The organism is Spirillospora sp. NPDC048824 (genome assembly GCF_043198455.1).
Taxonomy (GTDB): domain Bacteria; phylum Actinomycetota; class Actinomycetes; order Streptosporangiales; family Streptosporangiaceae; genus Spirillospora.
On record NZ_JBICUS010000003.1, the window covers coordinates 44236 to 68310 of the forward strand.

The 24075-nt window shown below is 70.6% G+C and carries 25 protein-coding genes and 1 pseudogene; 11 read left to right on the plus strand and 15 right to left on the minus strand.

Annotated features, from left to right (window positions below):
* Positions 1-123 precede the first annotated feature (123 nt).
* Genes ACGFIS_RS06565 through ACGFIS_RS06575 form a run of 3 tightly spaced genes read right to left on the minus strand, consistent with a single transcriptional unit; the run spans position 124 to position 1786 of the window.
* The gene (locus ACGFIS_RS06565) at positions 124-606 is read right to left on the minus strand and encodes a MarR family winged helix-turn-helix transcriptional regulator (protein ID WP_392913100.1); all 483 of its coding nucleotides are present in this window, start codon (positions 604-606) and stop codon (positions 124-126) included.
* Positions 607-665: 59 nt separating this feature from the next.
* Positions 666-941, minus strand: coding sequence for a DUF397 domain-containing protein (locus ACGFIS_RS06570; RefSeq protein WP_392969864.1), 276 nt, complete (start codon positions 939-941; stop codon positions 666-668).
* Positions 938-1786, minus strand: coding sequence for a helix-turn-helix domain-containing protein (locus ACGFIS_RS06575; RefSeq protein WP_392969867.1), 849 nt, complete (start codon positions 1784-1786; stop codon positions 938-940). The genes ACGFIS_RS06570 and ACGFIS_RS06575 overlap by 4 nt, the downstream gene beginning before the upstream one ends.
* Before the next feature lie 187 nt (positions 1787-1973).
* Here ACGFIS_RS06575 and ACGFIS_RS06580 point away from each other — a divergent pair, with 187 nt between their 5' ends.
* Entirely contained in the window at positions 1974-2369 is a 396-nt protein-coding gene (locus ACGFIS_RS06580; RefSeq protein WP_392913103.1) for an ATP-binding protein, read from the plus strand.
* 6 nt (positions 2370-2375) lie between these two features.
* On the opposite strand, the pseudogene ACGFIS_RS06585 reads toward ACGFIS_RS06580, so the two are convergent.
* Together ACGFIS_RS06585 and ACGFIS_RS06590 are read right to left on the minus strand one after the other, a co-directional pair.
* Positions 2376-2596 (minus strand): annotated as a pseudogene (locus tag ACGFIS_RS06585) (VOC family protein).
* A 226-nt stretch (positions 2597-2822) separates the two neighbouring features.
* On the minus strand, positions 2823-3623 hold the full coding sequence (locus tag ACGFIS_RS06590) for an MBL fold metallo-hydrolase (RefSeq protein WP_392969870.1): 801 nt from the start codon (positions 3621-3623) through the stop codon (positions 2823-2825).
* Positions 3624-3743: 120 nt separating this feature from the next.
* Between ACGFIS_RS06590 and ACGFIS_RS06595 the strand changes: the two genes are divergently transcribed.
* Complete coding sequence (locus ACGFIS_RS06595) at positions 3744-3878, plus strand: hypothetical protein (protein ID WP_392913105.1); 135 nt, start codon at positions 3744-3746, stop codon at positions 3876-3878.
* A 349-nt stretch (positions 3879-4227) separates the two neighbouring features.
* Entirely contained in the window at positions 4228-4428 is a 201-nt protein-coding gene (locus ACGFIS_RS06600) for a DUF397 domain-containing protein (protein ID WP_392913106.1), read from the plus strand.
* 27 nt (positions 4429-4455) lie between these two features.
* Here the strand turns inward: ACGFIS_RS06600 and ACGFIS_RS06605 are convergent, their stop codons facing one another.
* A complete protein-coding gene (locus ACGFIS_RS06605; protein ID WP_392913107.1) occupies positions 4456-5328 on the minus strand; it encodes a helix-turn-helix domain-containing protein in 873 nt (290 codons plus the stop codon).
* A 460-nt stretch (positions 5329-5788) separates the two neighbouring features.
* On the opposite strand from ACGFIS_RS06605, the gene ACGFIS_RS06610 reads away from it, so the two are divergent.
* Positions 5789-6424, plus strand: a complete 636-nt coding sequence (locus ACGFIS_RS06610; RefSeq protein ID WP_392969872.1) for a hypothetical protein — start codon at positions 5789-5791, stop codon at positions 6422-6424.
* On the opposite strand, the gene ACGFIS_RS06615 is transcribed toward ACGFIS_RS06610, so the two are convergent.
* Entirely contained in the window at positions 6421-7446 is a 1026-nt protein-coding gene (locus tag ACGFIS_RS06615; RefSeq protein ID WP_392913109.1) for a methyltransferase, read from the minus strand. The genes ACGFIS_RS06610 and ACGFIS_RS06615 overlap by 4 nt on opposite strands.
* A 370-nt stretch (positions 7447-7816) precedes the next feature.
* Between ACGFIS_RS06615 and ACGFIS_RS06620 the strand changes: the two genes are divergently transcribed.
* Positions 7817-9352, plus strand: a complete 1536-nt coding sequence (locus ACGFIS_RS06620; RefSeq protein WP_392969875.1) for a DHA2 family efflux MFS transporter permease subunit — start codon at positions 7817-7819, stop codon at positions 9350-9352.
* Between the two features lie 100 nt (positions 9353-9452).
* On the opposite strand, the gene ACGFIS_RS06625 is transcribed toward ACGFIS_RS06620, so the two are convergent.
* Both ACGFIS_RS06625 and ACGFIS_RS06630 read right to left on the minus strand, forming a co-directional pair.
* Complete coding sequence (locus ACGFIS_RS06625; protein ID WP_392969878.1) at positions 9453-10988, minus strand: acyl-CoA synthetase; 1536 nt, start codon at positions 10986-10988, stop codon at positions 9453-9455.
* Positions 10989-11061: 73 nt separating this feature from the next.
* Entirely contained in the window at positions 11062-11292 is a 231-nt protein-coding gene (locus ACGFIS_RS06630; RefSeq protein WP_392913112.1) for a DUF397 domain-containing protein, read from the minus strand.
* Between the two features lie 194 nt (positions 11293-11486).
* Here ACGFIS_RS06630 and ACGFIS_RS06635 point away from each other — a divergent pair, with 194 nt between their 5' ends.
* Positions 11487-12170, plus strand: a complete 684-nt coding sequence (locus tag ACGFIS_RS06635; RefSeq protein ID WP_392913113.1) for an ATP-binding protein — start codon at positions 11487-11489, stop codon at positions 12168-12170.
* On the opposite strand, the gene ACGFIS_RS06640 is transcribed toward ACGFIS_RS06635, so the two are convergent.
* Together ACGFIS_RS06640 and ACGFIS_RS06645 are read right to left on the minus strand one after the other, a co-directional pair.
* Entirely contained in the window at positions 12103-13536 is a 1434-nt protein-coding gene (locus ACGFIS_RS06640; protein WP_392913114.1) for a trehalose-6-phosphate synthase, read from the minus strand. The two genes, ACGFIS_RS06635 and ACGFIS_RS06640, sit on opposite strands and share 68 nt — an antisense overlap.
* 257 nt (positions 13537-13793) lie before the next feature.
* Positions 13794-14249 carry a DoxX family protein gene (locus ACGFIS_RS06645; protein ID WP_392969881.1) on the minus strand — a complete coding sequence of 152 codons (456 nt, stop codon included), beginning with the start codon at positions 14247-14249 and terminating at the stop codon, positions 13794-13796.
* A 126-nt stretch (positions 14250-14375) separates the two neighbouring features.
* On the opposite strand from ACGFIS_RS06645, the gene ACGFIS_RS06650 reads away from it, so the two are divergent.
* From ACGFIS_RS06650 to ACGFIS_RS06670, 5 genes are all read left to right on the plus strand, one after another.
* Positions 14376-14837, plus strand: coding sequence for a MarR family winged helix-turn-helix transcriptional regulator (locus tag ACGFIS_RS06650; RefSeq protein WP_392913116.1), 462 nt, complete (start codon positions 14376-14378; stop codon positions 14835-14837).
* Between the two features lie 9 nt (positions 14838-14846).
* Complete coding sequence (locus tag ACGFIS_RS06655; RefSeq protein ID WP_392913117.1) at positions 14847-15959, plus strand: FAD-binding protein; 1113 nt, start codon at positions 14847-14849, stop codon at positions 15957-15959.
* Between the two features lie 116 nt (positions 15960-16075).
* Complete coding sequence (locus tag ACGFIS_RS06660) at positions 16076-16780, plus strand: FadR/GntR family transcriptional regulator (RefSeq protein WP_392913118.1); 705 nt, start codon at positions 16076-16078, stop codon at positions 16778-16780.
* Positions 16777-18147 carry a hypothetical protein gene (locus tag ACGFIS_RS06665; protein WP_392969887.1) on the plus strand — a complete coding sequence of 457 codons (1371 nt, stop codon included), beginning with the start codon at positions 16777-16779 and terminating at the stop codon, positions 18145-18147. The genes ACGFIS_RS06660 and ACGFIS_RS06665 overlap by 4 nt, the downstream gene beginning before the upstream one ends.
* Complete coding sequence (locus ACGFIS_RS06670) at positions 18144-19952, plus strand: GMC family oxidoreductase N-terminal domain-containing protein (RefSeq protein ID WP_392913121.1); 1809 nt, start codon at positions 18144-18146, stop codon at positions 19950-19952. Before ACGFIS_RS06665 ends, ACGFIS_RS06670 begins: the two co-directional genes overlap by 4 nt.
* A 50-nt stretch (positions 19953-20002) precedes the next feature.
* On the opposite strand, the gene fdhA is transcribed toward ACGFIS_RS06670, so the two are convergent.
* The 4 genes from fdhA to ACGFIS_RS06690 form a co-directional block, all read right to left on the minus strand.
* Positions 20003-21217: a formaldehyde dehydrogenase, glutathione-independent gene (gene fdhA, locus ACGFIS_RS06675; RefSeq protein ID WP_392913122.1), complete on the minus strand. Its 1215-nt coding sequence runs from the start codon at positions 21215-21217 to the stop codon at positions 20003-20005.
* Positions 21218-21306: 89 nt separating this feature from the next.
* Complete coding sequence (locus ACGFIS_RS06680) at positions 21307-21963, minus strand: response regulator (protein ID WP_392913123.1); 657 nt, start codon at positions 21961-21963, stop codon at positions 21307-21309.
* Entirely contained in the window at positions 21954-23126 is a 1173-nt protein-coding gene (locus tag ACGFIS_RS06685) for a sensor histidine kinase (RefSeq protein ID WP_392913124.1), read from the minus strand. The genes ACGFIS_RS06680 and ACGFIS_RS06685 overlap by 10 nt, the downstream gene beginning before the upstream one ends.
* A complete protein-coding gene (locus tag ACGFIS_RS06690; protein ID WP_392913125.1) occupies positions 23110-23877 on the minus strand; it encodes a DedA family protein in 768 nt (255 codons plus the stop codon). The genes ACGFIS_RS06685 and ACGFIS_RS06690 overlap by 17 nt, the downstream gene beginning before the upstream one ends.
* Positions 23878-24075 lie beyond the last annotated feature (198 nt).

Genomic DNA, 24075 nt, shown 5'->3' on the forward strand with positions numbered 1-24075 from the left:
TCTGCCCTTCATTGGAGGACACCCGGGCGGTCAGCGCCATGACGACCGCCCGCCAGAGAGTTCGTAGTACGAACCATATTAGTTCGTACTACGAACTTCAATCCCTCCGCGAGATGCGATGCCTCAGTGCTTGCCGGCAGCGGTCCCTTCGTCCGGCTCCATGAAGACCACCGGAACCTTGTTGTCCAGCACGACGCGGCCGAGGAGACCCGCGAGCACATCGCGTTCGGCAGCGCCAAGCCCCTCCGGCAACTTCTCGACCCGCCGGCAGGTCTCGGTATAGAACTCCTCCGCAAGCCCACTGCCCTGCGATGTCAGCACGACCCGCACCGCACGCATGTCCCTCGGATCTGGTTCGCGCCGGACGAGGCCGTTGCGCTCGCTGCGGTCCACCAGGCCGGTGAGGCTCGACTTGGCGAGCCCCAGCACCGCCCCCAACTCGCCCATGCCGTAAGGCTGCGCCATCAGAACGCACAGCAACTGCCCCTGCTGCGAGGTGATGCCATGCTCCCGAGCCGACTCGGTGTACACGGCATTCACCAAGAACGAGGCCCGCACCAACGCGGCCACAACACCGATCTGTCCCTCATCCCGCTGCTCACCCACGCGACCAGGCTACATCCGAGCAGCCAATAAATTCGCAACCCGAACTAAGCATCACCGGGTCAGCGCGTAAGGTCGAACGACCCCGTCCTGATTCCCCCGAGAAGGGAAACCCACGCGGATGGAGCGATGGAGAGCATCGGGCCATCCGGATCCTTGGAGTCACGCATCCCCACCCCGGGGCCGCTCAGCGCCGTCACCTCAACGCACTCCTGTCCCTCGCCTCCGCTGTAGCTGCTCTTGCGCCAGATCGAAACGACCTCGACGCACGACTGTCCTTCACTACCGCTGCGACTGCTCTTGCGCCATGGAGAGAAGACGAACTGCCGACTGGTCATGACTCGGACACTAGCCGTTCGATCAGTGATCGGGAATCGGATGGGGGCAGTGCGGCGGCCCTGAGATGGTCGAAGACCACGTCGTGACGGCGGATGTCGTCCGCATGCTCCAGGTACCAGCCACTGGTCAGGTTCTCGACCAGAACCACGGAGAGTTCGTTCGTCGTCAGCGTTGTGAATGAACCATTGTGGCCCGGATGCGCTCCGGCCGAAAACGGAAGCACTTGCAGAGTCACATTCGACAGAACCGAGAGATCGATCAACCGGCTGAGCTGCACCTTCATCACCTCGGGCCCGCCGAACTGCTGGCGGAGCGCCGCCTCGCTCACGATGGCCCACAGATGGGGCGGATCCTCCTCGAAGAGGATCTGCTGGCGGCGCATCCGGATATCCGCCAGCCCATCAATGTCAGGCGTCTTGCCTTGGGAGACGCCGGACGCTATGACGGCACGGGCGTACTCATCGGCCTGGAGGAGTCCGGGGATGAGATGAAGCTGGAAGCTCTTGAGCGAGGTGGCCTCGGCTTCCAAGGAGATGTAGTCGAGCATCGAGGGGGAGAGTCTCCCTTCGTACCGGTGCCACCAGCCCTTCTCGGTGGCGTGACGAGCCAAGTCGTAGAGGGCCCTGCGCTGGTCGGGGTCGGTGAGTTCGTAGCGGTCGAGCATGTGCTCCAGGGCGGGACGGCGGATGCCGCGCTTGCCGGTCTCCAGCTTGCTCAGGGAGGACGGCGTGCGGTTCAGCAGGCGTGCGGCCTTCTGCAGGGTGAGGTCGCGACTCTCCCGCAACTCGCGCAGCATTGCGCCGAGCTTGCGGCTTCGCATGGTCGGGCGCTGCGGGTCGTCCATGACGTAATCATTACCTGACAGCGTGTGACCGTGCGGGATGTCTCCCAGGTTGGCCAAAGTGACTCAGTCAAAAGTGACTGGGGACATCCTGACCGGGGACCTCGGGACGAGGCCGGCGAACGTATCGCTCGGGGTGACACGTCCAGCCCATTCTTTTCGGACACGGTGATCCGGAAGGAGTGGAGTAGTGACGGTGCCGACCTTGAGGTTCGACGCGCTTCTGTTGCCGGGGATGGACCGGGCGGCCGGGCACGCGCGGCGATGGCTGCGTGACGTGCTCGGCGAACACCCTGCGCTGGACGACGCCGCGCTCTGCCTGAGCGAACTCGTGACCAACGCGCTGCGGTACACCGAGTCCGGGCGGGACGGGCAGGTCCGCGTGGAGGTGAGCCACTCGGAAGACGCGGTCCGCGTCGAGGTCATCGATGACGGCGGCGCGACGTCCGTCCCGCACCTGGCCGCGGTGGACGAGACGGACGTCTGCGGCCGAGGCCTGCGGATCGTGGCCTTCCTGACCACCTCGTGGGGCGTCGCCCATCGGGACAAAGGCCACGCGGTGTGGTTCGAGATCAACCACGGTTAGGCGGCGTCAACCGGTCTGGTGGGCGATCTGGATCAGGTTGCCGCAGGTGTCGTCGAGCACGGCCGTGGTGACCGGCCCCATGTCCGCGGGCTCCTGGGTGAAGCGCACCCCGAGGCCTCGCCCCCTACCGGGACATTGGTCTTCTCCTTGAAGCCGAGGACCTCGGTGTAGAACCGCAGCGCCTTGTGCTGGTCGTCAACGAGGACGCTGGCCAGGTTGATTCTCACGGTGATCCTCTCCCGCCCTTGAGCCACCGCTCGACTATGGGTTCGAGCGGCGCGGTGTTGATGTAGTGGAACGGGAATCCCGTACCGATTGAGTGCCTCGTCCGGGTGATCAGCCCGGCACGTCCGCAGGCCGCGGAGGCCGAGCACGTGGACATCCGGGGGCGGTGCAGCACGGCTCACGCCGCGAGTGCCCGCAGGTCCACGGCAGAGCCGGCGGCCGGTCCGTTCAGGCGCGCGTCGGCTCCATCTCGTGGAGCATCCTCTCGAACGCTGCTTGGCCGGGGCCGGCGTACGACGGCGCATCCTGCGCGTTCGCAAGGGTGTCGAGCAGGGTTTCGGTCTTGTGGTGCGCCGACGGCAGATGCGAGGCGAGAACCACGGGCGGGTCGAGATCACTCAGCAGTGCCAGCCGGGACAGGAACGCGTCCCGGTCCACGTTGACGAGCTCCGGGCAGTCCACCGCCGCCCAGAGCCGCTGGCCCGCGACCAGATCGGAGGACGGAACCGCCCCGATGTCGTCGCTCTGGACGAGATCGCCCGTGGTCATCGGCGCCCCGAAGCAGTCGGAGCTGAAGTACGTGCCGGTGAGCTCATCGAAGAGGCCCGTCGTCGCCGGACTGTCGTAGACGGGCAGCCGGAACGATTTCAGCCGCCGGTCCCCCACGTCCAGCCATTCGCCGGGGTTGAGCAGGAACACCCGATCGGGCGGGATCCGACGCTCAAGCGACAGCAGCCTCTCGCCGAGGAACGTCGTCACCAGCAGCGCGTCCGGCGCGGCCTCAAGGATCTCCAGGACGCTCTCGGCGTGGCCGGGATGCGTCAGGCAGACCCACCGCAGGTCCGCCGGCTCGACCAGGGACCGGACCTCTTCCAGGAACTCCGGGGTCGACGCCCGCAGCCCCGTATCGATGAGAACCGGTTCCTTGGCGTACAGGACGTAGGCGTTGACGGGCAGGAACCCGATCCCGGGAACCGGAACGGCGTCCGTCAGCGCGACGACGTCCGGCGCCGGACGAGAGATGTACATGATCCCCCCAATGGTCGATTCGGGGTGATATGCCCAACTCGCCGCCCCTCACCGTCACAACCGGACCAACCCCCGGCAAAACCCTCTTCCTGAGAGCGGACATGGGATCAGCCTTGCCCGATGATCCGCGAGCTTTCCAGCCCGGTCGTGCCCGTCCATCGCGGCGGCCCGCCCAAGACCTGGCACCGGTTCCGGGCCGGTCGGTCCCGTGAGGGCGACGACGCCGACGCGGACACAGGCCCGCGCACCGAATAACCCACCTTCGAACAGGTCGCCTGACCGACGTGAGCCGGGCCGCGAATCCTCTGGACGTGGATCCGAGATTCTCGCCATATGCGACATCACCGCATAGAATTTCCTTCTTCCCCGTGCGGCTCGCTCAGGAGGCCCGGCAAGCGGGACGTTCCGAAAGCCCAGGGCATTGACATCCAGTGACCTCGCGTACACCAAAACGGACATTAGGCAACAATCTTCCCGACACTTGCTTTCTTGGACAGTCAGTAACTTGCCAGAAATGCTGGACATCCACCTGACTACGGCTCCAACATGGTCGGGCAGGATGAGTTCATCCGGCAGACCCCCATCGCCTCGAAGGACATCCGGCATGCCCGCATCAACAGGTGAAGAGGCGCTCATATGGCGTCGGAGCTCACCGTGCATGAACGAGTCGAACTGCGTGGAAGTGGCTCGCACCCCCGGAGGCGAGCTCGTGGTGCGGGATTCCGCGAATCCCGCCGACGTCATTCTGATTTCCCGTCGGAACTTCATGGCACTGACCGGGAGGCGGCCCGTCGGCCATCCTTGACCGCCAGGTCAGCGCAACCGGGAGCGGCTAGCGGCGCGCCCATTCATCGGCCATACGGGATACCCGGCGCATCGACTCGTCCGTCGGCAGCGAGATCGACTTCAGCGCGTCCCAGCACATGCGGTACATATGGGTGATGCCGTCGTCCTGCAATTCTGCCATGGTCGACAGATTGTCCACATAGACCACGTCCGGGAAGTTCACATCATAGGCCGAAGCGAATTCAAGGAGGGTGAAGGACTCCGAGAATATTGGTTCCCTTGGCACGTCTAATGGAAGTACATGGATCTGCACATGTGGGAGTGCGGCCAGTTCTAACAGGCTGAGCATCTGCCGCCGCATGACACCGGAATCGCCCACCACCCTCAGTAGCACTGATTCGTCCATCACGGCGGAGAGGGAGAGGGGGGCGTCCCGGAGCAGCAGTTCCTGACGGCGCAACCGCAATTCCAGCCGACGCGCGACCTGGCGTGGGCTGGAGACGGCGATCGCCCGGCCGCTTTCCAGCACACGTTGCGCGTACTCCCCGTTTTGGAGAAGCCCCGGGATGGAATAGGTCGCGAAGGTCAGCGCGGCACTGGCCTCGTCCTCCAACGCGACGAAGGTGCCGAACTTCCCGGGCAGAACGTCCCGGAAGCCTCCCCACCACCCCTGCTGCGTCGCCGCTTGGGCGAGAGCCAGGATCTCGCCCATGTGAGCCTCGTCCACCCCGTACAGCTCGAGAAGCAGGCGTACGTCGGAGACGCGGACGCCGATGCGGGCGTTCTCGATCCGGCTCAGTTTGGAGGCCGACCAGTCGAGCCGCGCCGCGATCTCGTCGACCGTCGAACCGAGTCGCTCCCTCAGACGCCGCAGCTCGACCCCGAGCCGGCGCCGGCGGACGGTCGGCGCTATCGCCACCTTGCCTCCCAGCGGATTCGCTGTCGGCTCCCCAGAGCCCGGACGTTCACTGATGATGCAAGTTGCAGGGCAAGCGTATATCCATGAAACGGGAGCCACCAGCCCTCGCACAGGACGAATTTGTCCCACTGAAATCGTCCTGTTCCGCAAGGGAGCCGACACACTTCCCTCACGGATACACCGCCGTGATGCACGTAGCCGTGCATCTTGCAGACCGTCCCTGTGGAATGCAGACTGGGACCGGTCGGCCTCTTAGGAGATCGACCGTTCGTGGACCACCGTCCGGGTTCCCCGCACTCGAATGGTCTGCGCGTTCAGGTCCGCTGAGGCGGTCGCGTCTCGGTACGGACGTATTCCAGCTGTTATTCGCGCGGCCGAACATCCCCGAGTCATCCGGGATGCGGGCGTACCGGCGGACGGGCCGTGCGGGATTGGGGTCGCACCGGTGAGTTGTCAGCCAGTGCACAGGAGCATCCTTGTCATCGACATCGAGGGATCGACGGCGGCCGCGCGGACGAACCCGATCAGGCAGGAGCTGCGGTCGCAGGTCTACCGCATGCTCGGTGTGGCGATGGGCCACGCGGGGATAGACGCGCGCTGGTGTGATCCGTTCGAGGACCGGGGCGACGGGGTGCTCGTGCTGTTGCATCCGGTGGACGAGCTGCCCAAGACGCTGTTGCTGTCGAGGCTGGTGCCGAAGCTCGCGCATCAGCTCGTCGAATACAACGCGGGGCTGGCGTCCGCCGAACGTCCCCGGCTCGGGCTGCGGGTGCGGGTCGTCGTGCATGCGGGGGAGGTCCACCGTGACGAGAACGGGTGCTTCGGGGAGGCCGTCGATCTGGCGTGCCGGCTTCTGGACTCGCCGAAGCTGAAGCAGGGGCTGCGGGAGAACCCGGCCCCGCTGGTTCTCGTGGTGTCGGAGGACATCTACTGGGGGATCGTGAGGCACGGATACGACGGGATCTGTCCCAGCGCGTACCGGCCGGATCTGAGGATCTCCGTCGGCGGGCGCCGTCGTCAGGGATACGTGCATGTGCCTTCCGTGCTGCAGCTCAGGACGGCGGACGCGGCTGCGTTGCAGGAACACGTCGCCTAGCCGGGACGGGCTTCCAGGACGCTGAAGGTGGGGCCTTGGGCGGGGATGCCGGTGGGGCGCAGGCCCGCGCGCTGGAAGAGGCCCTCGTACTGGGACTGGGTGCGTTGCAGGCCGCCGCAGGTCATCACGAGCATTTCGAGGTCGAGCCACTTCATACGAGACGGGCTCGGGCCTTCGTGGAGGAGGCCTTCGCCGAGGAGGAGGCGGCTGTCGGGCCTCATGGCCTTGCGGCAGTTGGTGAGGATCCGGACGGCGCGGTCGTCGTCCCAGTCGTGGACGATGTGGCAGAGGACGTAGGTGTCGCAGCCGGACGGGACGGACTCGAAGAAGGATCCGGCGATCACCCGGCAGCGGCCGTCGTCGAGGGCCGGGCGGAGCGGGCCGTCTTCGGCGTCGTCGACGACGCCCGGCAGGTCGTACAGGACGCCCTTCGTGCCGGCGTTGGCGGTGAGGATTTCGGCGAGGACGGCGCCGTGGCCGCCGCCGACGTCCACGATCGTGTGGCCGCGCTCGAAGTCGCATGCGGCGACGACGGGGGCGATGAACTCGCCGGAGAGGGCGATCATGGCCTCGTTCATGACGGCGCCGTCGGCGGGGTTGTCGCGGAGATGGTCGAAGAGTTCCTGGCCGTGGACGTGCGCGAAGGTCGGTTCGCCGGTGCGGACGCTGTACTCCAGGGCGCTCCAGGCCTCCCGGTGGAAGGAGGACCCGGTCAGCAGGGCGTAGCCGCGCAGGGACGGCACGTCGCTGCGGAGGAGTTCGCCGAGCGGCGTCCCGCTGAAGAGGCCGTCCTCGCGTTCCTGGACGACGCCGACGTCGGACAGGGCGCGGAGCAGGCGGTGCAAAGTGGGCGGGTGCGCGTCCACGGCGCGGGCGATGTCGTCGGCGGAGCGGGGACCGGACACCAGCTGGTCGGCGATCTTCAGGCGGGCGGCCACGCCGACGGCCTGGGCGACCCAGCCGCCGGTGAGCAGGCCCATCATCGACACGGCGAGCGGGTTCTCGGTTACCTCGGTTGACATCACGCCTCCAAATGACTCGACCACTCTAAGTATTCATATACGTACGAAGAGTGGCTATAGCGCGGCGGAATTTTTCCCTGCGCGCACCGATGAGTTCACGTGGTGCAGGTGGTCTGCCTGTCGTGTGGAGGCGAAGGGGTTCCGATGTCGCGTCGGTCACACCGGGTTGACCTCGAGCGCGGTCGAGGTCGGAGGCTGGACGTCGTGGAGCAGCGCGAATTCGTCGTACTCCGCTGGAATACTCCCGGAGCCCGCGAAGGTTAACCGTTCGCGGAAGTGTCAGTCGCTGCAGTATTTTGCTGCGACATCCCGAAGAACGTGCCCGACGGTCCCTGCGTGCCCGCATGCGGCCCTGACGATTGGACAAGAGTTGACCGCTCCCGCATCCCCCAAGATGGCGGACGGCCCACGGGAGGAACCGGGCGCCGGCGACGGGCTCGACCGCGGCGTGCTCGCCGTGGCCGGGGTCGTCGTCCTCGGCGCGATCATGTCGATTCTCGACGTGACCGTCGTCAACGTCGCCATCAACGACCTCGCCAAGGAGTTCAACACCTCGCTGGCGACGATCCAGTGGGTGGCGACGGGTTACACCCTGGCGCTGGCCACGGTGATCCCGATCACCGGATGGGCCTCCGCGAGGTTCGGCACCAAGCGGCTGTACATGATCTCGCTGGTGCTGTTCGTGCTCGGTTCGACGCTCGCCGGGCTGGCGTGGTCGGCCGAATCTCTGATCTTCTTCCGGGTCCTGCAGGGCCTGGGCGGCGGCATGATCATGCCGGCCGGCATGACGATCATGACTCAGGCGGCGGGCCCGCAGCGGGTCGGCCAGGTGATGAGCATCATCGGCGTCCCGATGCTGCTCGGCCCCATCATGGGCCCGATCCTCGGCGGCTGGCTCGTCGACGACGTCTCGTGGCGGTGGATCTTCTTCATCAACCTGCCGATCGGCATCGTCGCGCTGGTGCTGGCCGGCCGGATCCTCAAGCCGGACGAGCCGAAGCCGGCCGAACGGCTCGACCTCATCGGGCTTCTCCTGCTGTCCCCCGGCCTGGCCTCGCTGATCTACGGTGTGGCCAAGGGCGCCGAGGGCCGGGACTTCCTGGAGACCGAGCCGCTCGCCTTCACGGTCGCCGGCGCGGTGCTGGTGGTCGGGTTCGTGTTCCGGGCCCTGTCCGCCGAGAGCCCGCTGATCGACCTGCGGCTGCTGAAGCGCCGGTCCGTGGCGGCGGCGTCCGGCACGATGGTGCTGTTCGTGACCGCGTTCATGGGCGCGATGCTGCTGCTGCCGCTGTACTACCAGACGGTGCGCGGCGAGGGCGCGATGGCCTCCGGCCTGCTGCTGGCGCCGCAGGGCCTCGGCGCGATGATCACCATGCCGATCGGCGGGAAGCTCGTCGACCGGATCGGGCCCGGGCGGGTCGTGCTGAGCGGCCTGGTCGTCGTCGTGCTGTCGGTGGTGGGCTTCGCCGCGATCCTGGAGGCCGACACGTCCTACTGGGCGCTCGGCGCGGTGCTGTTCACGATGGGCCTCGGCATGGGCATGACGATGATGCCGGTCATGGCCGCCGCCATCCAGACCCTCGCGCACGACGAGGTGCCGCGCGCCAGCACGATGCTGAACATCATCCAGCAGGTGTCGGCGTCCATCGGCACCGCGATGATGGCGGTCCTGCTGGCCCGCCAGCTGACGGCCGAGCTCGGCGGCGGGGCCGGCGGCGAGATCGGCGGCACCGAGGAGGTGCCGCCCGCGGTGATGGAGAAGATCGCCGGTCCGATGGCGGACGCGTTCCAGCACACCTACTGGTACGGCGCCGCGCTGATCGCCCTGGCGTTCATCCCGGCGCTGCTGCTGCCGCGCAAGAAGCCGGAGACCGCCGCCGTCGACGCGCCGATGCCGATGCACTGAGGCACGCCGGTGCCGGTGCACTGAGCGCGCCGCTGGCGCACGTCCGATCCCGGCCGGGATCCCGAGGACCCGGCCGGGGTTTCGGCCGTTCAGGGCCGTCTCAGGCCGTCGCGGAACGCTCGTCCGCCCAGTACTCGTCCTTCAGCAGCCGCTTGTAGAGCTTGCCGGTGGGGTGCCGGGGAAGCTCGGGCCGGAAGTCGATCGAGCGCGGGCACTTGTAGTGGGCGAGCTGGTCGCGGCAGTACGCGACGAGTTCGGCCTCCAGCTCGGGCCCGGCCTCGTCCATGGACAGGGGCTGGACGACGGCCTTCACCGCCTCGCCCATCTCCGCGTCCGGGACGCCGAAGACGGCGACGTCGGCGACCCTGGGGTGCACGGCGAGGACGTTCTCGGCCTCCTGCGGGTAGATGTTCACCCCGCCGCTGATGATCATGTAGGCGCGGCGGTCGGTGAGGTAGAGGAAGCCGTCCCCGTCCACGTAGCCGACGTCGCCGAGAGTGCTCCAGCCGCGGCCCTTCGGGTCCCGGGACGCGGCGGTCTTCGCCTCGTCGTCGTGGTATTCGAACTGGGGGCCGTTGCCGAAGTAGAGCGTTCCGGGCTCACCGGGCGGCAGTTCGTTGCCCTCTTCGTCGCAGACGTGGACCTCGCCCAGGACGCAGCGTCCGACGGTGCCCTTGTGGGCGAGCCAGTCCTCCGAGTTGGTGTAGACGAAGCAGTTGCCCTCGGTGCCGGCGTAGTACTCGTGCAGGATCGGGCCCCACCACTCGATCATCCGCTCCTTGATCGGGATGGGACAGGGCGCGGCGGCGTGCACGGCGGCGCGCAGGCTGGACACGTCGTAGCGGGCGCGTGTCTCGTCCGGGAGCTTGAGCATCCGGATGAACATGGTCGGCACCCACTGGCTGTGCGTGACGCCGTACTTCTCGATCGCGGCGAGGGCCTGCTCCGGGTCGAACCTGTCCATCACCACGACGGTCGCGCCGAAGCGGTGCATGGTGATGCAGTAGCGCAGCGGCGCGGCGTGGTAGAGCGGCGCCGGGGACAGGTAGACCGAGCCGGCGTCGGGCTGGAAGAGCAGCGACAGCAGCTGGTAAAGCGGCCCGGGCTCACCCATCGCCGCCTTGGACAGGGCCGGTTTCACCCCCTTGGGGCGGCCCGTCGTACCGGACGAGTAGAGCATGTCCACGCCCTCGCACTCGTCCTCGATCGGCGTGGGCGGGTGCTGGGCGACGCGCTCCTCGTACGAGTCGTAGCCCGGTGCCGTGCCGCCGAGCATGAGGCGCAGCGGCACGTCCGGCGGGTTCTGCGCGGCGGTCTCCATCGACTCGCTGGTGATGAAGGCCTTGGCCTCGCAGTTCTCCACGATGTAGGCGAGCTCCTCATGCTGGAGCCGCGTGCTGATGGCGGTGTAGTAGAGCCCCGAACGCTGGGCCGCCCAGGCGATGGCCAGGTACAGCGGATGGTTCTCCAGCATGAAGGCGATGTGGTCCCCCGGACGCAGCCCCTCCGCGTGGAGCAGCTGCGCGAGCCGGTTGGACTCCTCGTTCAGTTCCCGATAAGTGACGACACGCCCGGAGCCCGCCATGACGACGGCGGGCTTGTCGGGCGTCTGTGCGGCGATCTGCCCCAGGTGCATGGCCGCACGCTACCGGGCCGGACGACGGAATGGAATCCCGTTCGGTTTCATCCGCCATGGTCATCAGCCGTGGTCAGACGAGCATGTGGTCGAAGTCGCCGTCCTTGGCTCCTCCCACGAAGGCCTCCACCTCCTCGCGCGTGTAGACGAGCACCGCCCCCTCGGGGTCCCGGGAGTTGCGCACGGCGATCTCCCCGCTGGGGAGTTCCGCCATCTCGACGCAGTTCCCGGACGGATTGCTGCGCCGGCTCTTCTGCCAGACGAGCCCGTTGCGCCAGACGTCCGACATCGGTTGGCCGTCCATCGTTGCCCCCTCTAGGCGTCTCAGCCTCCCCGAAGGAAGGCCGCGATCTCGCCCCACCCCACACAATGGTACGAGATGCACGTGCATTCGTTCTTGCATTCGTTCATGCAGACGGTCTTGCATCTGCACGACTTGGGGAGCAAGATAGCGAACGCTCGCCGGTGACCGACCCCGCACGCCTCTGAGGTTTGACCATGACCGTTGACCAGGCAGACGAAGTCGCAGCTCCCGCCGCCATGGGAGGCGGCAGGCCGCGGCACGCCGCGGCCCTTCATCCCTGGCCGGACGCGCCTCCGGCGCCTGACGGCCCCGACGTCCCGCACGGCCCCGCGAACGGGCCCGCGACCGTCCCGGTGGTCGCACCGGGCCTGGCCGGGCTCTGGCCCGCGCCGCACGCCGGCACCCCGCGCATGGCGCGGCGCGTGTTCCCGGCGGAGATCACCACGCCCCGGTCGGCGCGTGAGTTCACCGAGGCCACGCTCGGCGGCTGGGGTCTGACCGGGGGCGTCGAGGACGTCGTGATCACGGTCTCGGAACTGGCCACGAACGCGCTCCGGCACGGCATGGAGGGACTCCCACAGCCACTGCCCCTGTGCCCGATCCAGCTCGTCCTCATCGGGCACCCCAGGCGCCTGGTCGTCTCGGTGACCGACCCGGGCGGACGGCCTCCCGAGGCCCTCCCGAGCGACCCGGACCGCTTCATCGAGGGCGGCCGCGGCCTCCTCGTCGTCGGCGCGGTCAGCGACGCGTGGGGCTGGGCGCGGCTCGCCACCGGCGGCAAGGCCGTCTGGGCGGCCTTCGACCGGCGGGTCAGCCCTCCGTCGCCGCGGGAACCGGCCGAACCTGGACCTGGCGCTCCGGACGCTCCAGCTCGCTGAGGAACGCGTGGGCCCAGCGGTCCACGTCGTTCTCGATCACGCGGCGGCGCATCGAGCGCATCCGCCGCGCCTGCTCGGCGGGCTCGGCGGCCAGCGCGGACAGCAGCGTGCCCTTCAGTCCGTCGATGTCGTAGGGGTTGACCTGGAACGCGCCCCGCTTGAGCTCTGCCGCGGCACCGGTGAACTCGCTGAGCACGAGCGCCCCGCGCAGGTCCTTGCGGCACGCCACGTACTCCTTGGCGACCAGGTTCATGCCGTCCCGCAGGGGGGTCACCACCATCACGTCCGCCGCCAGGTACAGCGCGGTCAGCTCGGGGCGGTCGTACGAACTGTGCAAATAGTGGACGACCGGAAATCCGATCTCGCCGTATTCCCCGTTGATCCGCCCAACCTGCTGCTCGATCTCCTCCCGGAGCAGCTGGTACTGCTCGACCCGCTCGCGGCTCGGCGTGGCGATCTGCACGAACACGGCCTGCCCCGGCTTGAGGTGCCCGTCCTCGAACAGCTCCCCGAAGGCCTGCAGCCGCTGCGTGATGCCCTTGGTGTAGTCGAGCCGGTCCACGCCCAGCAGGACGGTCGCGTCCCCGAGGTCGGTCCGGATCTCCTGTGCCCGCTCCTGGACCTCCGGACGCCCGACCAGATCGTTCAGCTCGCCCACGTCCACCGAGATCGGGAACGCGCGGGCCCGCACGGTCCGGTCGTCCCAGAAGACGTCCTGCTTGACGTAGCGGGCGTCCAGGAGCCGCCGGCAGAGCCGCACGAAGTTGGCCGCCGCGCCAGGGAGCTGGAAGCCGACCAGGTCGGCGCCGAGCAGCCCCTCCAGGATCTGCCGCCGCCACGGCAGCTGCCAGAACAGCTCCAGCGGCGGGAACGGGATGTGCAGGAAGAAGCCGATGCGCAGGTCGGGGCGCAGCTCGCGCAGCATCCGCGGAACGAGCTGGAGCTGGTAGTCCTGCACCCAGACGATCGCGCCCTCGGCCGCGACCTTCGCCGCGGCCTGCGCGAACCGCCTGTTCACGCGGACGTAGGCGTCCCACATCGCGCGGTCGTAGACGGGCGGGGCGATGACGTCGTGGTAGAGGGGCCAGAGCGTGGCGTTCGAGAAGCCCTCGTAGTAGAGCTCCACCTCCTGCGCGGACTGCGCGATGGGGTGGAGCGACATGCCGTCCTCCTCGAACGGCTCCAGTTCCTCGTCGGGCGCGCCGGTCCAGCCGATCCAGGTGCCCTTCCTGCGCCGCATCACCGGGGCGATGGCGCTGACCAGGCCGCCCGGACTGCGTCGCCAGCGCGGAACCCCGTCCGCTCCGACGGTCCGGTCGACCGGAAGCCGATTGGCCACCACAACGAACTCACTACCGCGCGACACCTGCGACCCGCCTCTCCAGGAACCCTCAGCGATCACTCATGCCCAGAAACGGTCATCGGGAACATCTTGTCACTTCGACGTTAAGGCGGGTGACCCGCAAAGGGCGATGTCAGGGGTGCGGGGCGGCATCTCACGGGGATTGGAGCGGGCCATATTCCTTTCCGGGCAGGTAACCGATGTTTACCCGGCGGTCACGAGGGGCGGGGCCGGGCCGGGAAATGTTGCCCAGATCACATCTCGCCGTCCGCGTGGCGGGGTCAGGCGGGTGCGGAGCCCCGCTCGGGGGCCTCCGCGCGGCGGCTGCGGAGGACGGCGTCCAGCGAGAAGCGACCGGCGCCCACGAGGGCGAAGAGCAGGGTGGTGGCGCCGAGGACGAGCACGTACTCGTAGCCGCCGTCGCGGGAGAACAGGCCGTTGTCCATATGGACGTACCAGAACGCGCCCGCCATGTTCAGCGCGATCAGCACACCCGCGATCGGGACGAGGACGCCGGCGATGAGCGCGGCGCCCCCGAGCAGTTCGACCCAGGTGGTGAAGTGGGCGGCCAGGCCCGGCAGCGGAATGCCCAGTTCCCCGAAGGACCTGGCGACCCCGGCGTGCCCGGTGCCGGTGAGCTTCTGCCAGCCGTGCGCGATGAAGATCACGCCCACGGCGAGCCGGCCGATCAGCAGCCCGGCGTCGGGCAGGGCGGGGTGGCGGCGGGGTGGGAGCATTGCCTCGACTCCTCCGGTTGAGCGTTCGATTTCGAACCGGCGGAACGCGGACGCCGGCAGAAATGATTCAAATTCAGACCATCTAGAAAATTCAAGCCATCTTTCACGCCAACTAGAATCACCGCCATGAGCGACGTGGGCGACGCCCTGGAACCACGGGAACTGCGCGCCTGGATGGCCTTCCTGGCCGCCGGCCACCTGATCGACCACGAGATCGAACAGCAGCTCAAACGGGACGGCGGGCTCTCCCACCCCGAGTTCGAGGTGCTGGTCAAGCTGCGCGGCGCGGAGGGCAACCGGCTGCGCATGTCGGACCTGGCGCGCGAGGTGATGGTGTCCAAGAGCCGGCTCACCTACCAGGTCACCCAGCTCGAACGGGCCGGCTTCGTCAAGCGGACCGCCTGCGAGTCGGACCGCCGGTCGGTGTGGGCGGAACTGACCGACGAGGGCGCCGCCGCGCTCGCCAGGGTCCGGCCGGGGCACCGCCGCGTCGTCCGGCGGGCACTGATCGAGGTGCTGACCCCGGAGGAGATCGACCTGCTCGGCGACGCGCTCAGCCGCGTGGCCGGCCGGCTGCGCGGGCGGTAGCCGGCGGGCATGCGGGAAGCTGGTGGCATGCGCGACTTCGGCGGGATCGTGGAACGCTCGCCCGTCCGCGTGGTCCGCCCAGGGTCGGCGGGCGCGGTCGCGGACGCCGTCCGCGAGGCCGCCGCGCAGGGCTTGGACGCGGTGCCGCGCGGCCTCGGGCATTCGACGTACGGCCAGTCGCTGACCGCCGGTGTGTCCCTCGATCTGCGCGGGCTCACCGGCGTCGAGGTGGGGGCGCGGCAGGCGTCCGCCGCCGCGGGGACGAGCTGGCGGGACGTCCTCGCCGCGACGCTGCCGCACGGCCTGACCCCGCCCGTGCTCACCGACTACCTCGACGTGACGGTCGGCGGGACGATCTCGGCGGGCGGCGTCGGCGGGACGTCGCACGTCCACGGGACGCAGGCGGACAACGTCCTGGCCCTGGACGTCGTCGCCGGCGGGGAGCCCGTGACCTGCTCCCCCGCCGTCCGGCCCGATCTCTTCGACGCCGTCCGCGGCGGGCTCGGCCGGCACGGCGTCATCACGGGGGCCGTCCTGCGGCTCGTCCCCGCTCCGGAGCGCGTGCTGTGCTGCACCATTCCGTGCCGCGACGCCGAGGACGTGCTCCGCGTCCAGCGCGAGGTGCGGGCCGACGATGTCTCGGCCCAGGCCAAGCCGTCGGAGGACGGGTGGGTCTTCGAGGTGAAGGCCGTCCTGCACGGGGACGGCGGCGAGCCGCCGCCCGGGACGGCGGAGACCGAGGAACTCCCCTATCTCGACTTCTGCGACCGCATGCGTCCCGACGTGGAGGAACTGATCGCGCTCGGCGAGTGGGCGCGGCCGCATCCGTGGGGGATGGTCTTCCTGCCCGCGTCCCGCGCCGCCGCCGTGATCGAGTCGACGCTCGCGACCCTGACCGCGGACGGCCTCGGGCTCAGCGGCGTCATCCTGATCAAGGCCCTGCGGATCGGCCGCGTCCCGGTGCTGGCCGCCCCGGAAGACCCCGTCCTGTTCAGCGTGCTGCGGACCGCCTCACCGGGCTGCGCGTCCGTGCCGGAGATGCTCGCCGGCAACCGCGCCCTTCTCGACCGCGCCCGCGCCGTGGGCGGCACCCCCTACGCCGCCGGCTCGATCCCTGCCTGAACGGCCGCCGGTCAGAGCGTCGCCGTGTTCCCTTCCCCACCCCTGCCACAGGGTCTTGACGTCGACGGACCGGACGTGGTCCAGTGGCTCATCCACTAGTCCACAGAGGAGTTCCGATGACGTCCTCGCCGATCCCCCGCGACACCGTGGTGGACTCCCTCGTCGACCGGCTGCGCGACGACGTGCTGGGCGGCCGCTATCCGCCCGGCACCTACCTGCCGCCCGAGCGGGAGCTGGCCGCCGGCTACGAGGTCACCCGGACGTCGCTGAAGCACGCGATCGTCCGGCTCGCCCAGGCGGGGCTGCTGGAGACGCGGCACGGCGTCGGGACCCGGGTCCGCGACTACGAGCGGCTCGGCGGCCCCGAACTGCTGCCGATGCTGGTCAGCACGGTCGGACCGGCCTGGATGCGGGAGATCTTCGAGGCGCGGCGGGAGGTGGGCGCGCAGGTGGCGGCCAAGGCGGCGGCGAACGCCACACCCGGGCAGCGCGACCGGCTGCGGGAGCTGGCGGCCCAGCTGCGGGACGCGGGCGGCGCCGACGCGGCGCAGCTGGTGGAGTGCGAGATCCACCGCGTCATCGGCCGCGCGACCGGCAACCGCGTGTACGGGTTCATGGTCAACGCCCTGCTGAACGCCTACATGGCCGTCCGGGAGGGGTTCACGCACGCGTTCGCCGACCCCGCCGCGGCGGCGGACCGCATGGCGCCGCTGATCGACGCGGTGTGCGCCGGCGACGCCGCACGGGCGCACGCGGTGGCGGCCGCGTACTTCGCCGAGACCGAGGCGATCATGCTCGCGGAGCCGGGGAGGACGCGATGAGCGCGCGGCGCACGGTGTTCGACGAGGTCATGGAGGGCGCGTTCCGGCTCGCCGGGGAGGACGGCGAACGCCGGCTGCGGCTGGAGCTGTCGGTCGACCTGCCGGAGGTGCTGCGGCCGTGGCGCGACACCGAGGGCGATCTGGCCGGGCGGGTGCACGTGCCCGGCTGGGCGGACGACCGGGCGGCGACGGGACGGCTCCGGGTCGCGCCGCTCACCGCCCGCCGCATCCGCTACACCATGGACTTCACCGCCCTCGACGGGCGGCGGCTGCGGCTGGACGGCTGGAAGTCGGTCGATCCGCGCCGGCCCGTCCGCTCGATGACGACCCTCCCGGTCACGGTGACCGACGAGGACGGGACCGTGGCCGGCGAAGGTGTGCTGCGCTTCGACCTGCGCCGCGACCTGGTCCGCTTCGTCGCGGGCGCCCGGTTCCCGGGGCCCGGTCCGATGCGGTCGCGGTGGCGGGGCCGACCGGGCCGGCTCGAAGTCTGGTACACGACGCTGACCGACCCGGCGACGGGCACGGGCGTCTGGATCCACCATGAACTGGTCGCACCGGAAGGGGGCGGGGCGCGCACGCACGGCTGGGCCGCCGTCTTCCCGCCGGGCGAGACCCCGGTGTTCGCACGCTTCGGCCCCTTCGGGTGGAGCCGTCCTGAGGACGCCGCGTTCGCGGCCGGTCCGGTCGCGCAGACCGATGACAGGCTCACCGGCACCGCGGGGAACATCACGTGGGATCTGCGTGAGACGGGCGGCGGACGGCCGATTCACACGTTCCCGCGCTGGGCGTGGGAATCGGAGTTGCTGCCCGCGGCGCAGATCGTCCCGAAGCCGGTCGCGACGTATGACGGAGAGGTCCGGTTCGGTGACCGGGTCCTCGCACTGGACGGCGCCTCCGGCGGTTCCGCCCGCATCTACGGGCACGGCAACGCGCGCCGCTGGGCGTGGCTGCACGCCGATCTCGGCGGCGGCGACGTGTGCGAGATCGTCGCGGCGGTCTCGACCCGGCCCGGCATGAACCGGCTGCCTCCGCTGCCGTTCGTCCGGCTGCGGGTGGACGGCGCCGACCTGCCGTCCGGGGATCCGCTCCTGGCGGCCCTCCGGCTGCGGGCCGACATCGGCCTGCCGACCTGGACGGTGCACGGCCGCCTCGGTGACCGGGGCATCCGGGTCGAGGTGACGCAGCGCCCGGAGGAGACCGTCGCCGTGGACTACGCCGACCCGGACGGCGCCCCGGCCGTGTGCCACAACTCCGAGCGCGCCGACGTCCGCATCGTCCTGGCCCGGCGGGCGGGGCGCGGCTGGGAGACCGAACGGGAATGGCGGCTGGACGGAACCGGGCACGCCGAGGTGGGGCTGCGATGAGCGCCCTGACGGGGACGGTCGCGGCGCTGCTCGGCATCGAGGACGCCGGGGACCTCGCCCGCGTCACCGCCGGCGCCGAGACCATCGCGGGGTCGCTGCCCGCGTCCGCGCGGCTCGGCCTGCGCACCGGCGCGGGGACGCTGGACGTGCTGGCGCGTCTCACCACCGGGCACGCCCTCGACGGCCTGGACGCCGACGGCCGCGACGCGTTCTGCGCACGGGTGGCCGCACGGCCGTCCACGGCCAGGATCGCCGAGTTGATGAAGATCCCGCTGCTGCTGGCCGCCGGGACCGAGTTGCTGCCCGCGCCGCCGCCCCCGCACGGCCTGGCCCGCCCCGATCCCGCGCTGGACTGCGCGCCCTCGGCGCAGTGGCCCGGCTGCACGACCGCCGACGCCGTCGTGATCGGGTCGGGCGCGGGCGGCGCGATGGCGGCCAGGACCCTCGCCCGGCGCGGCATGTCGGTGATCGTCCTGGAGGAGGGGCGGCGGTTCACCTCCCGCGAGTTCCGGGAGCGCCCGCCGCTCGAACGCTTCCTCGGCCTGTACCGGGACGGCGGCGCCACCGTCGCGCTCGGCCGGCCGCCCGTGCTGCTGCCCGAGGGCAGGGCGGTCGGCGGCTCGACCGTGGTGAACAGCGGCACCTGCTACCGGACGCCGGGGCACGTCCTGCGGCGGTGGGCGGACGCCGGTGCCCCCGTGGACGGGTTCGGCGCGCGTCTCGACGAGGTGGAGGCCACGCTGCGGGTCGCACCGCAGCCGATGGGACCGCTCGGCCGCAACGGGCTGCTCGCGCTCGCCGGCGCGGAACGGCTCGGCTGGCGCGCCGCGCCGCTGCGCCGCAACGCGCCGGGCTGCGTGGGCAGCGCGCAGTGCGCCGTCGGATGCCCGCACAACGCCAAGTACGGCGTGCACCTGAACGCGCTGCCGCAGGCGTGCGAAGCGGGTGCCCGCATCGTCGCCGAGGCCAGAGCCGAACGGATTCTGGTCGAACGCGGCAAGGCGACCGGTGTGCGCGCGCGCCGCCCCGACGGCACGTTCTTCGAGATCCTCACACCGCGGGTCGTCGTCGCCGCGGGCGCCACCCAGACGCCCCTGCTCCTGCGGCGCTCCGGCCTCGGCGGGCATCCGGAGCTGGGGCGCGGCATGGCCGTCCACCCTGCGACGAACATCGCCGGCCGTTTCGCCGAACCGGTCGTGTCGTGGTCCGGCGTCATGCAGAGCGTCGGCATCGAGGAACTGCACGCCGACGGCATCCTCATCGAGGCGACCGCCACCCCGCCCGGCATGAGCTCGTTCCCGCTGCCCGGCCTCGGCCGGAACCTGCGGCGCGAACTGGCGGGCGCCGACCGGCTCGCCGTCCTCGGGGCGATGATCGCGGACGCCCCGTCCGGCCGCGTGCACGGCTCCCGGCACCGGGCGGTGCTCCGCTACGACCTGGCCCGCGAGGACGCGGCCCGCCTGCGCCGCGCGCTCGTCGCCATGGGCCGGGTGCTGTTCGCCGCCGGCGCCGAGGAGGTGCTCACCGGCCTGGCCCGCCGCCCCGTCGCCCGGGACGAGGCGGAGCTGACCCGGGCCGTCGCCATGGCGTCCGCCGCGGACCTGCACCTCGCCGCGTTCCATCCCACCGGCACGGCGAAACTCGGCGCGGACGAGGACAGGGCGCCGGTCGCCCCGTCCGGGCGGCTCCGCGGGGTACGCGGCGTGCATGTCGCGGACGCGTCCGTCCTGCCGAGCTGCCCCGAGGTGAACCCGCAGCTCACCATCATGGCGATGGCCCTCGGCATCGCCGAGGGGATCCGGTAAAGGCGGCGGGCCCGCGGGCACGCCCGTCCGCGGGCTCGCCGCGCCGGGGATCAGACCCCGGCTCCCACCAGGCCGTGCGGGTCGAGGATGTACTTCTCCGCCGCGCCGCGGTCGAACTCGGCGTAGCCCTCGGGCGCCTGGTCGAGCGGGAGGACCGACGCGTTGACGTTCCGCGCGATCTCCACCCGGCCGTGCAGGATGGCCATCATCAGCTGCCGGTTGTACTTCATCACCGGGCACTGGCCTGTGACGAAGTAGTGCGACTTGGCCCAGCCGGTGCCGAAGTCCAAGCCCAGCCGGCCCGCCTTGGCGTTCTCGTCCGCCGCGCCCGGGTCGCCCGTGACGTACAGGCCGGGGATGCCGAGCCCGCCGGCGGCGCGGGTGATGTCCATCAGCGTGTTGAGGACGGTCGCGGGCTGCTCCCCCGCGGATCCCTCGGGGCCGTGGCCGCGCGCCTCGAACCCGACGCAGTCGACGGCCGCGTCCACCTCCGGGGTGCCGAGGATCTGCTCGATCTGCTCGGGCACGTCGCCGTGCCGGGACAGGTCGATCGTCTCGCACCCGAAGCCGCGGGCCTGCTGCAGCCGCCGCGGGTTCATGTCGCCGACGATCACGACGGCGGCGCCGAGCAGCAGGCCGGCGGTGGCGCACGCGAGGCCGACCGGGCCCGCGCCCGCCACGTACACGGTGGAGCCGGTGGTGACGCCCGCGGTGTAGGCGCCGTGGTAGCCGGTCGGGAAGATGTCCGACAGCATCGCGAGGTCGGGCAGCTTCGCCATCACGGTGTCCCGGTCGCCGGGGAACTTCAGCAGGTTGAAGTCGGCGTACGGGACGACGGCGTACCGGGCCTGGCCGCCGTGCCAGCCGCCCATGTCGACGTACCCGTACGCCGCGCCCGGACGGTCCCGGTTGACGTTCTCGCACACGCCGGTGTGGCGCTCCTTGCAGTTGCGGCAGCGGCCGCAGGCGATGTTGAACGGGACGCTGACCAGGTCGCCCGTCTTGACGAACTCGACGTCCCTGCCGGTTTCGATCACCTCGCCTGTGATCTCGTGGCCGAGCGTCAGCCCGGCGGGTGCGGTGGTCCGGCCGCGCACCATGTGCTGGTCGGAACCGCAGATATTGGTCGCGAGTACCTTCAGGATGACGCCGTGCTCCAGCTTGCGGCCGTTCTGCTCGGCCAGTTCGAGCCTGGGGAAGTCCAGTTCCTCGACCGTGACCTTGCCCGGTGCCTGGTATACGACGCCTCGGTTGGTGTCCGCCACGACCCCTCCCTCCACGTTGAGAGTCGGCTTGTGACTCCCATACCCCGTCCGTGCCCGTTAGTCCGATTTCACGGCGGCGGCTGTCGGGCTCAGCGGGTCGCCGACCCCAGGTACCGCAGGACGGCGAGGACCCGGCGGCTGTACCCGGCCGTGTGCGACAGGTCGAGCTTGTCGAAGATCGCGTTGACGTGCTTCTCCACGGCGCTCTGTGAGATGAACAGGTTCGCGCCGATCGCGGCGTTGGTATGCCCCTGAGCCATGTTGTCCAGGACGTCACGCTCGCGGGGGGTGAGCCGGGACAGCGGGTCGGTCCGCGTACCGTGCGCGGCCAGCAGCCGGCGCACCACCTCGGGGTCGAACGCGGCGCCTCCCGAACCGACCCGGTCGAGGGCGTCGAGGAACTCGTCCACCTGCGCCACCCGGTCCTTCAGCAGGTAGCCGACCCCGGTCGTGTCCGCGCTGATCAGCTCGGTGGCGTAGCGCCGCTCCACGTACTGGGACAGGACGAGGACGCCGACGTCCGGCCACCGCCGCCGGATCTCCAGCGCGGCGCGCAGCCCCTCGTCGGTGTGGGTCGGCGGCATCCGCACGTCCACGACCACGACGTCCGGCGGGCCGCCGGCGACCGCCTCGATCAGCGCGTCGCCGTCGCCGACGGCGGCGGCGACCTCGTGGCCCTCCTCGGCCAGCAACCGGACCAGGCCCTCGCGGAGCAGCGTCGAGTCCTCCGCCAGCATCACCCGCACGGCAGCTCCGCGGTGATCACGGTCGGGCCGCCGGACGGGCTGTGGACGGCGAACGTCCCGTCCAGCGCGGCGACCCTGCGGGCCAGCCCGGCCAGCCCGCCGCCGCCCGGATCGGCTCCCCCGGCCCCGTCGTCCTCGATGCGCACGCGGATCATTGTCGCGGACGCGGCGACGCCCACCAGCACGCGCCCGGCACCGGAGTGCTTCGCCGCGTTGGTGACGGCCTCGCAGACGACGAAGTAGGCCGCGGTCTCCACCGCGTGCGGAGGCCGCCCGGGCACGTCGTAGCGGATCGTCACCGGCAGCGCGGACCGTTCCGCGACCGTCTCCAGGGCCGCCCGCAGCCCCTCGCCGTCCAGCGCGGCCGGGTACACCCGCCAGGTGACCTCCCGGAGGTCCGCGAGGGCCCGCTGCGACTCCTCGTGCGCCTGCTTCAGCAGCTCGGCCGCCCTGCCCTCCGCGCCGGCCCGGCGGGCCCGGCCGATCAGCATCCCGAGCGCCACGAGCCGCTGCTGGACGCCGTCGTGCAGATCGCGTTCTATGCGGCGGCGTTCGTCGTCCACCGCGTCCACCACCTGCGCCCGGGTGACCGACAGCTGCGCGATCCGGCGCTCGTACTCCTCCAGCGGGCTCGGGCCCAGGCAGCGCCGCGCCACGCCCCTCTCCAGCACCACGACCCCGACCAGGCCCTGCACGGCCAGGAACAGCAGCACCAGGCCGGCGACGGCGGTGTAGAGGACGATCCACCGGCTCGGCGGGATGCCGTCCATGTACTCGCCCGTGACCCACCAGCCGAGGGCCAGCCGCACCCCGGCCGCCGCACCGTAGACGATCAGGAGCAGGATCACACCGCCGAGCAGCCCGACCGGGACGCGCAGGACGAGGTAGGCCAGCGCCTTCAGCGGACCGTACTCGGCGGGCCCGTCCTCGCCCAGGAACCTCCTGAGCCTCCACCGCTCCAGCTCGGTCACGGCCTGCGCGGCGGCGGCGACGACCGCCGGGACCGTCCGCTGCCCGCGGGAGAAGGCGAGCGAGTAGGCCATCAGGAGCGCCGCCACCGCCAGCAGGGCCAGCTCCGCACCGGCGGTGAACGCGCCCAGCAGGAGCCCCGCCGCGGCCCGCGCGAGGGCGCGCGGGACGCGGGCGTCAGTAGATGCGATCACGTTCGAATTCTCTTGTCCCCGTCTGCGGATGCGCCCCGGACCTGTGCGTCCCCGGCCGGTGTGCGCCCGCCTGCCGCTCCCGGCCGCCCTGCCGCGCCTTCGTGCCCCTGCGCGCCTTCACGATACGCGCGGCGGCGAACGCCGCGGCGGCCAGCGCGACGAGCGCCAGCACCGCCTTGGAGTACATGCCCGCGTACTCCCCGACCGTCCGCCAGTTGTCGCCGAGCCCGTACCCGGCCAGGACGAACGCCGTGTTCCAGAGCAGGCTGCCGAGCGTCGTGTAGACCAGGAACACCGCCGGCCGCATGCGCTCCACCCCCGCAGGGATGGAGATCAGGCTGCGGAAGATCGGGATCATCCGGCCGAAGAACACCGCCTTGCCGCCGTGCCGCGCGAACCACGCCTCCGTCCGGTCCAGATCGTCGAGCTTGACCAGCGGCAGCCGCGCCACGAGCGCGCGGATCCGGTCCCGTCCGATCAGCGCCCCGATCCCGTAGAGGACCAGCGCCCCGGCGACGCTCCCGATCGTCGTCCACACGAGCGCGGCCGTCAGGCTCATCCGTCCCTGCGCGGCCGTGAACCCGGCCAGCGGCAGGATCACCTCGCTCGGCAGCGGGGGGAACAGGTTCTCCAGCGCGATCGCCAGCCCCGCGCCGGGAGCGCCGAGCTCGTCCATCAGGTCGGTCGCCCATCCGGCGACACCGCCGGTGGGCCCTTCGCCGGACGCCGCCCGGTAAGTCATTTCGATCATGTCCGCAACGCTAGGAATCGGCCGGCCTCGTCACCATGGAGGACACCACCTGCCCGTACGGCCGGATCCCACACTCCGACCCTGCGGAAAACCACACCCGGGCCGGGCGAGATTGGGGGGAATGTACTGTCCGCCAGGGCGAACGGGCCTAACCTTGGAGATCCCCGCAAGGAGCTTCGCTCGACGCCAAGAAGGAGC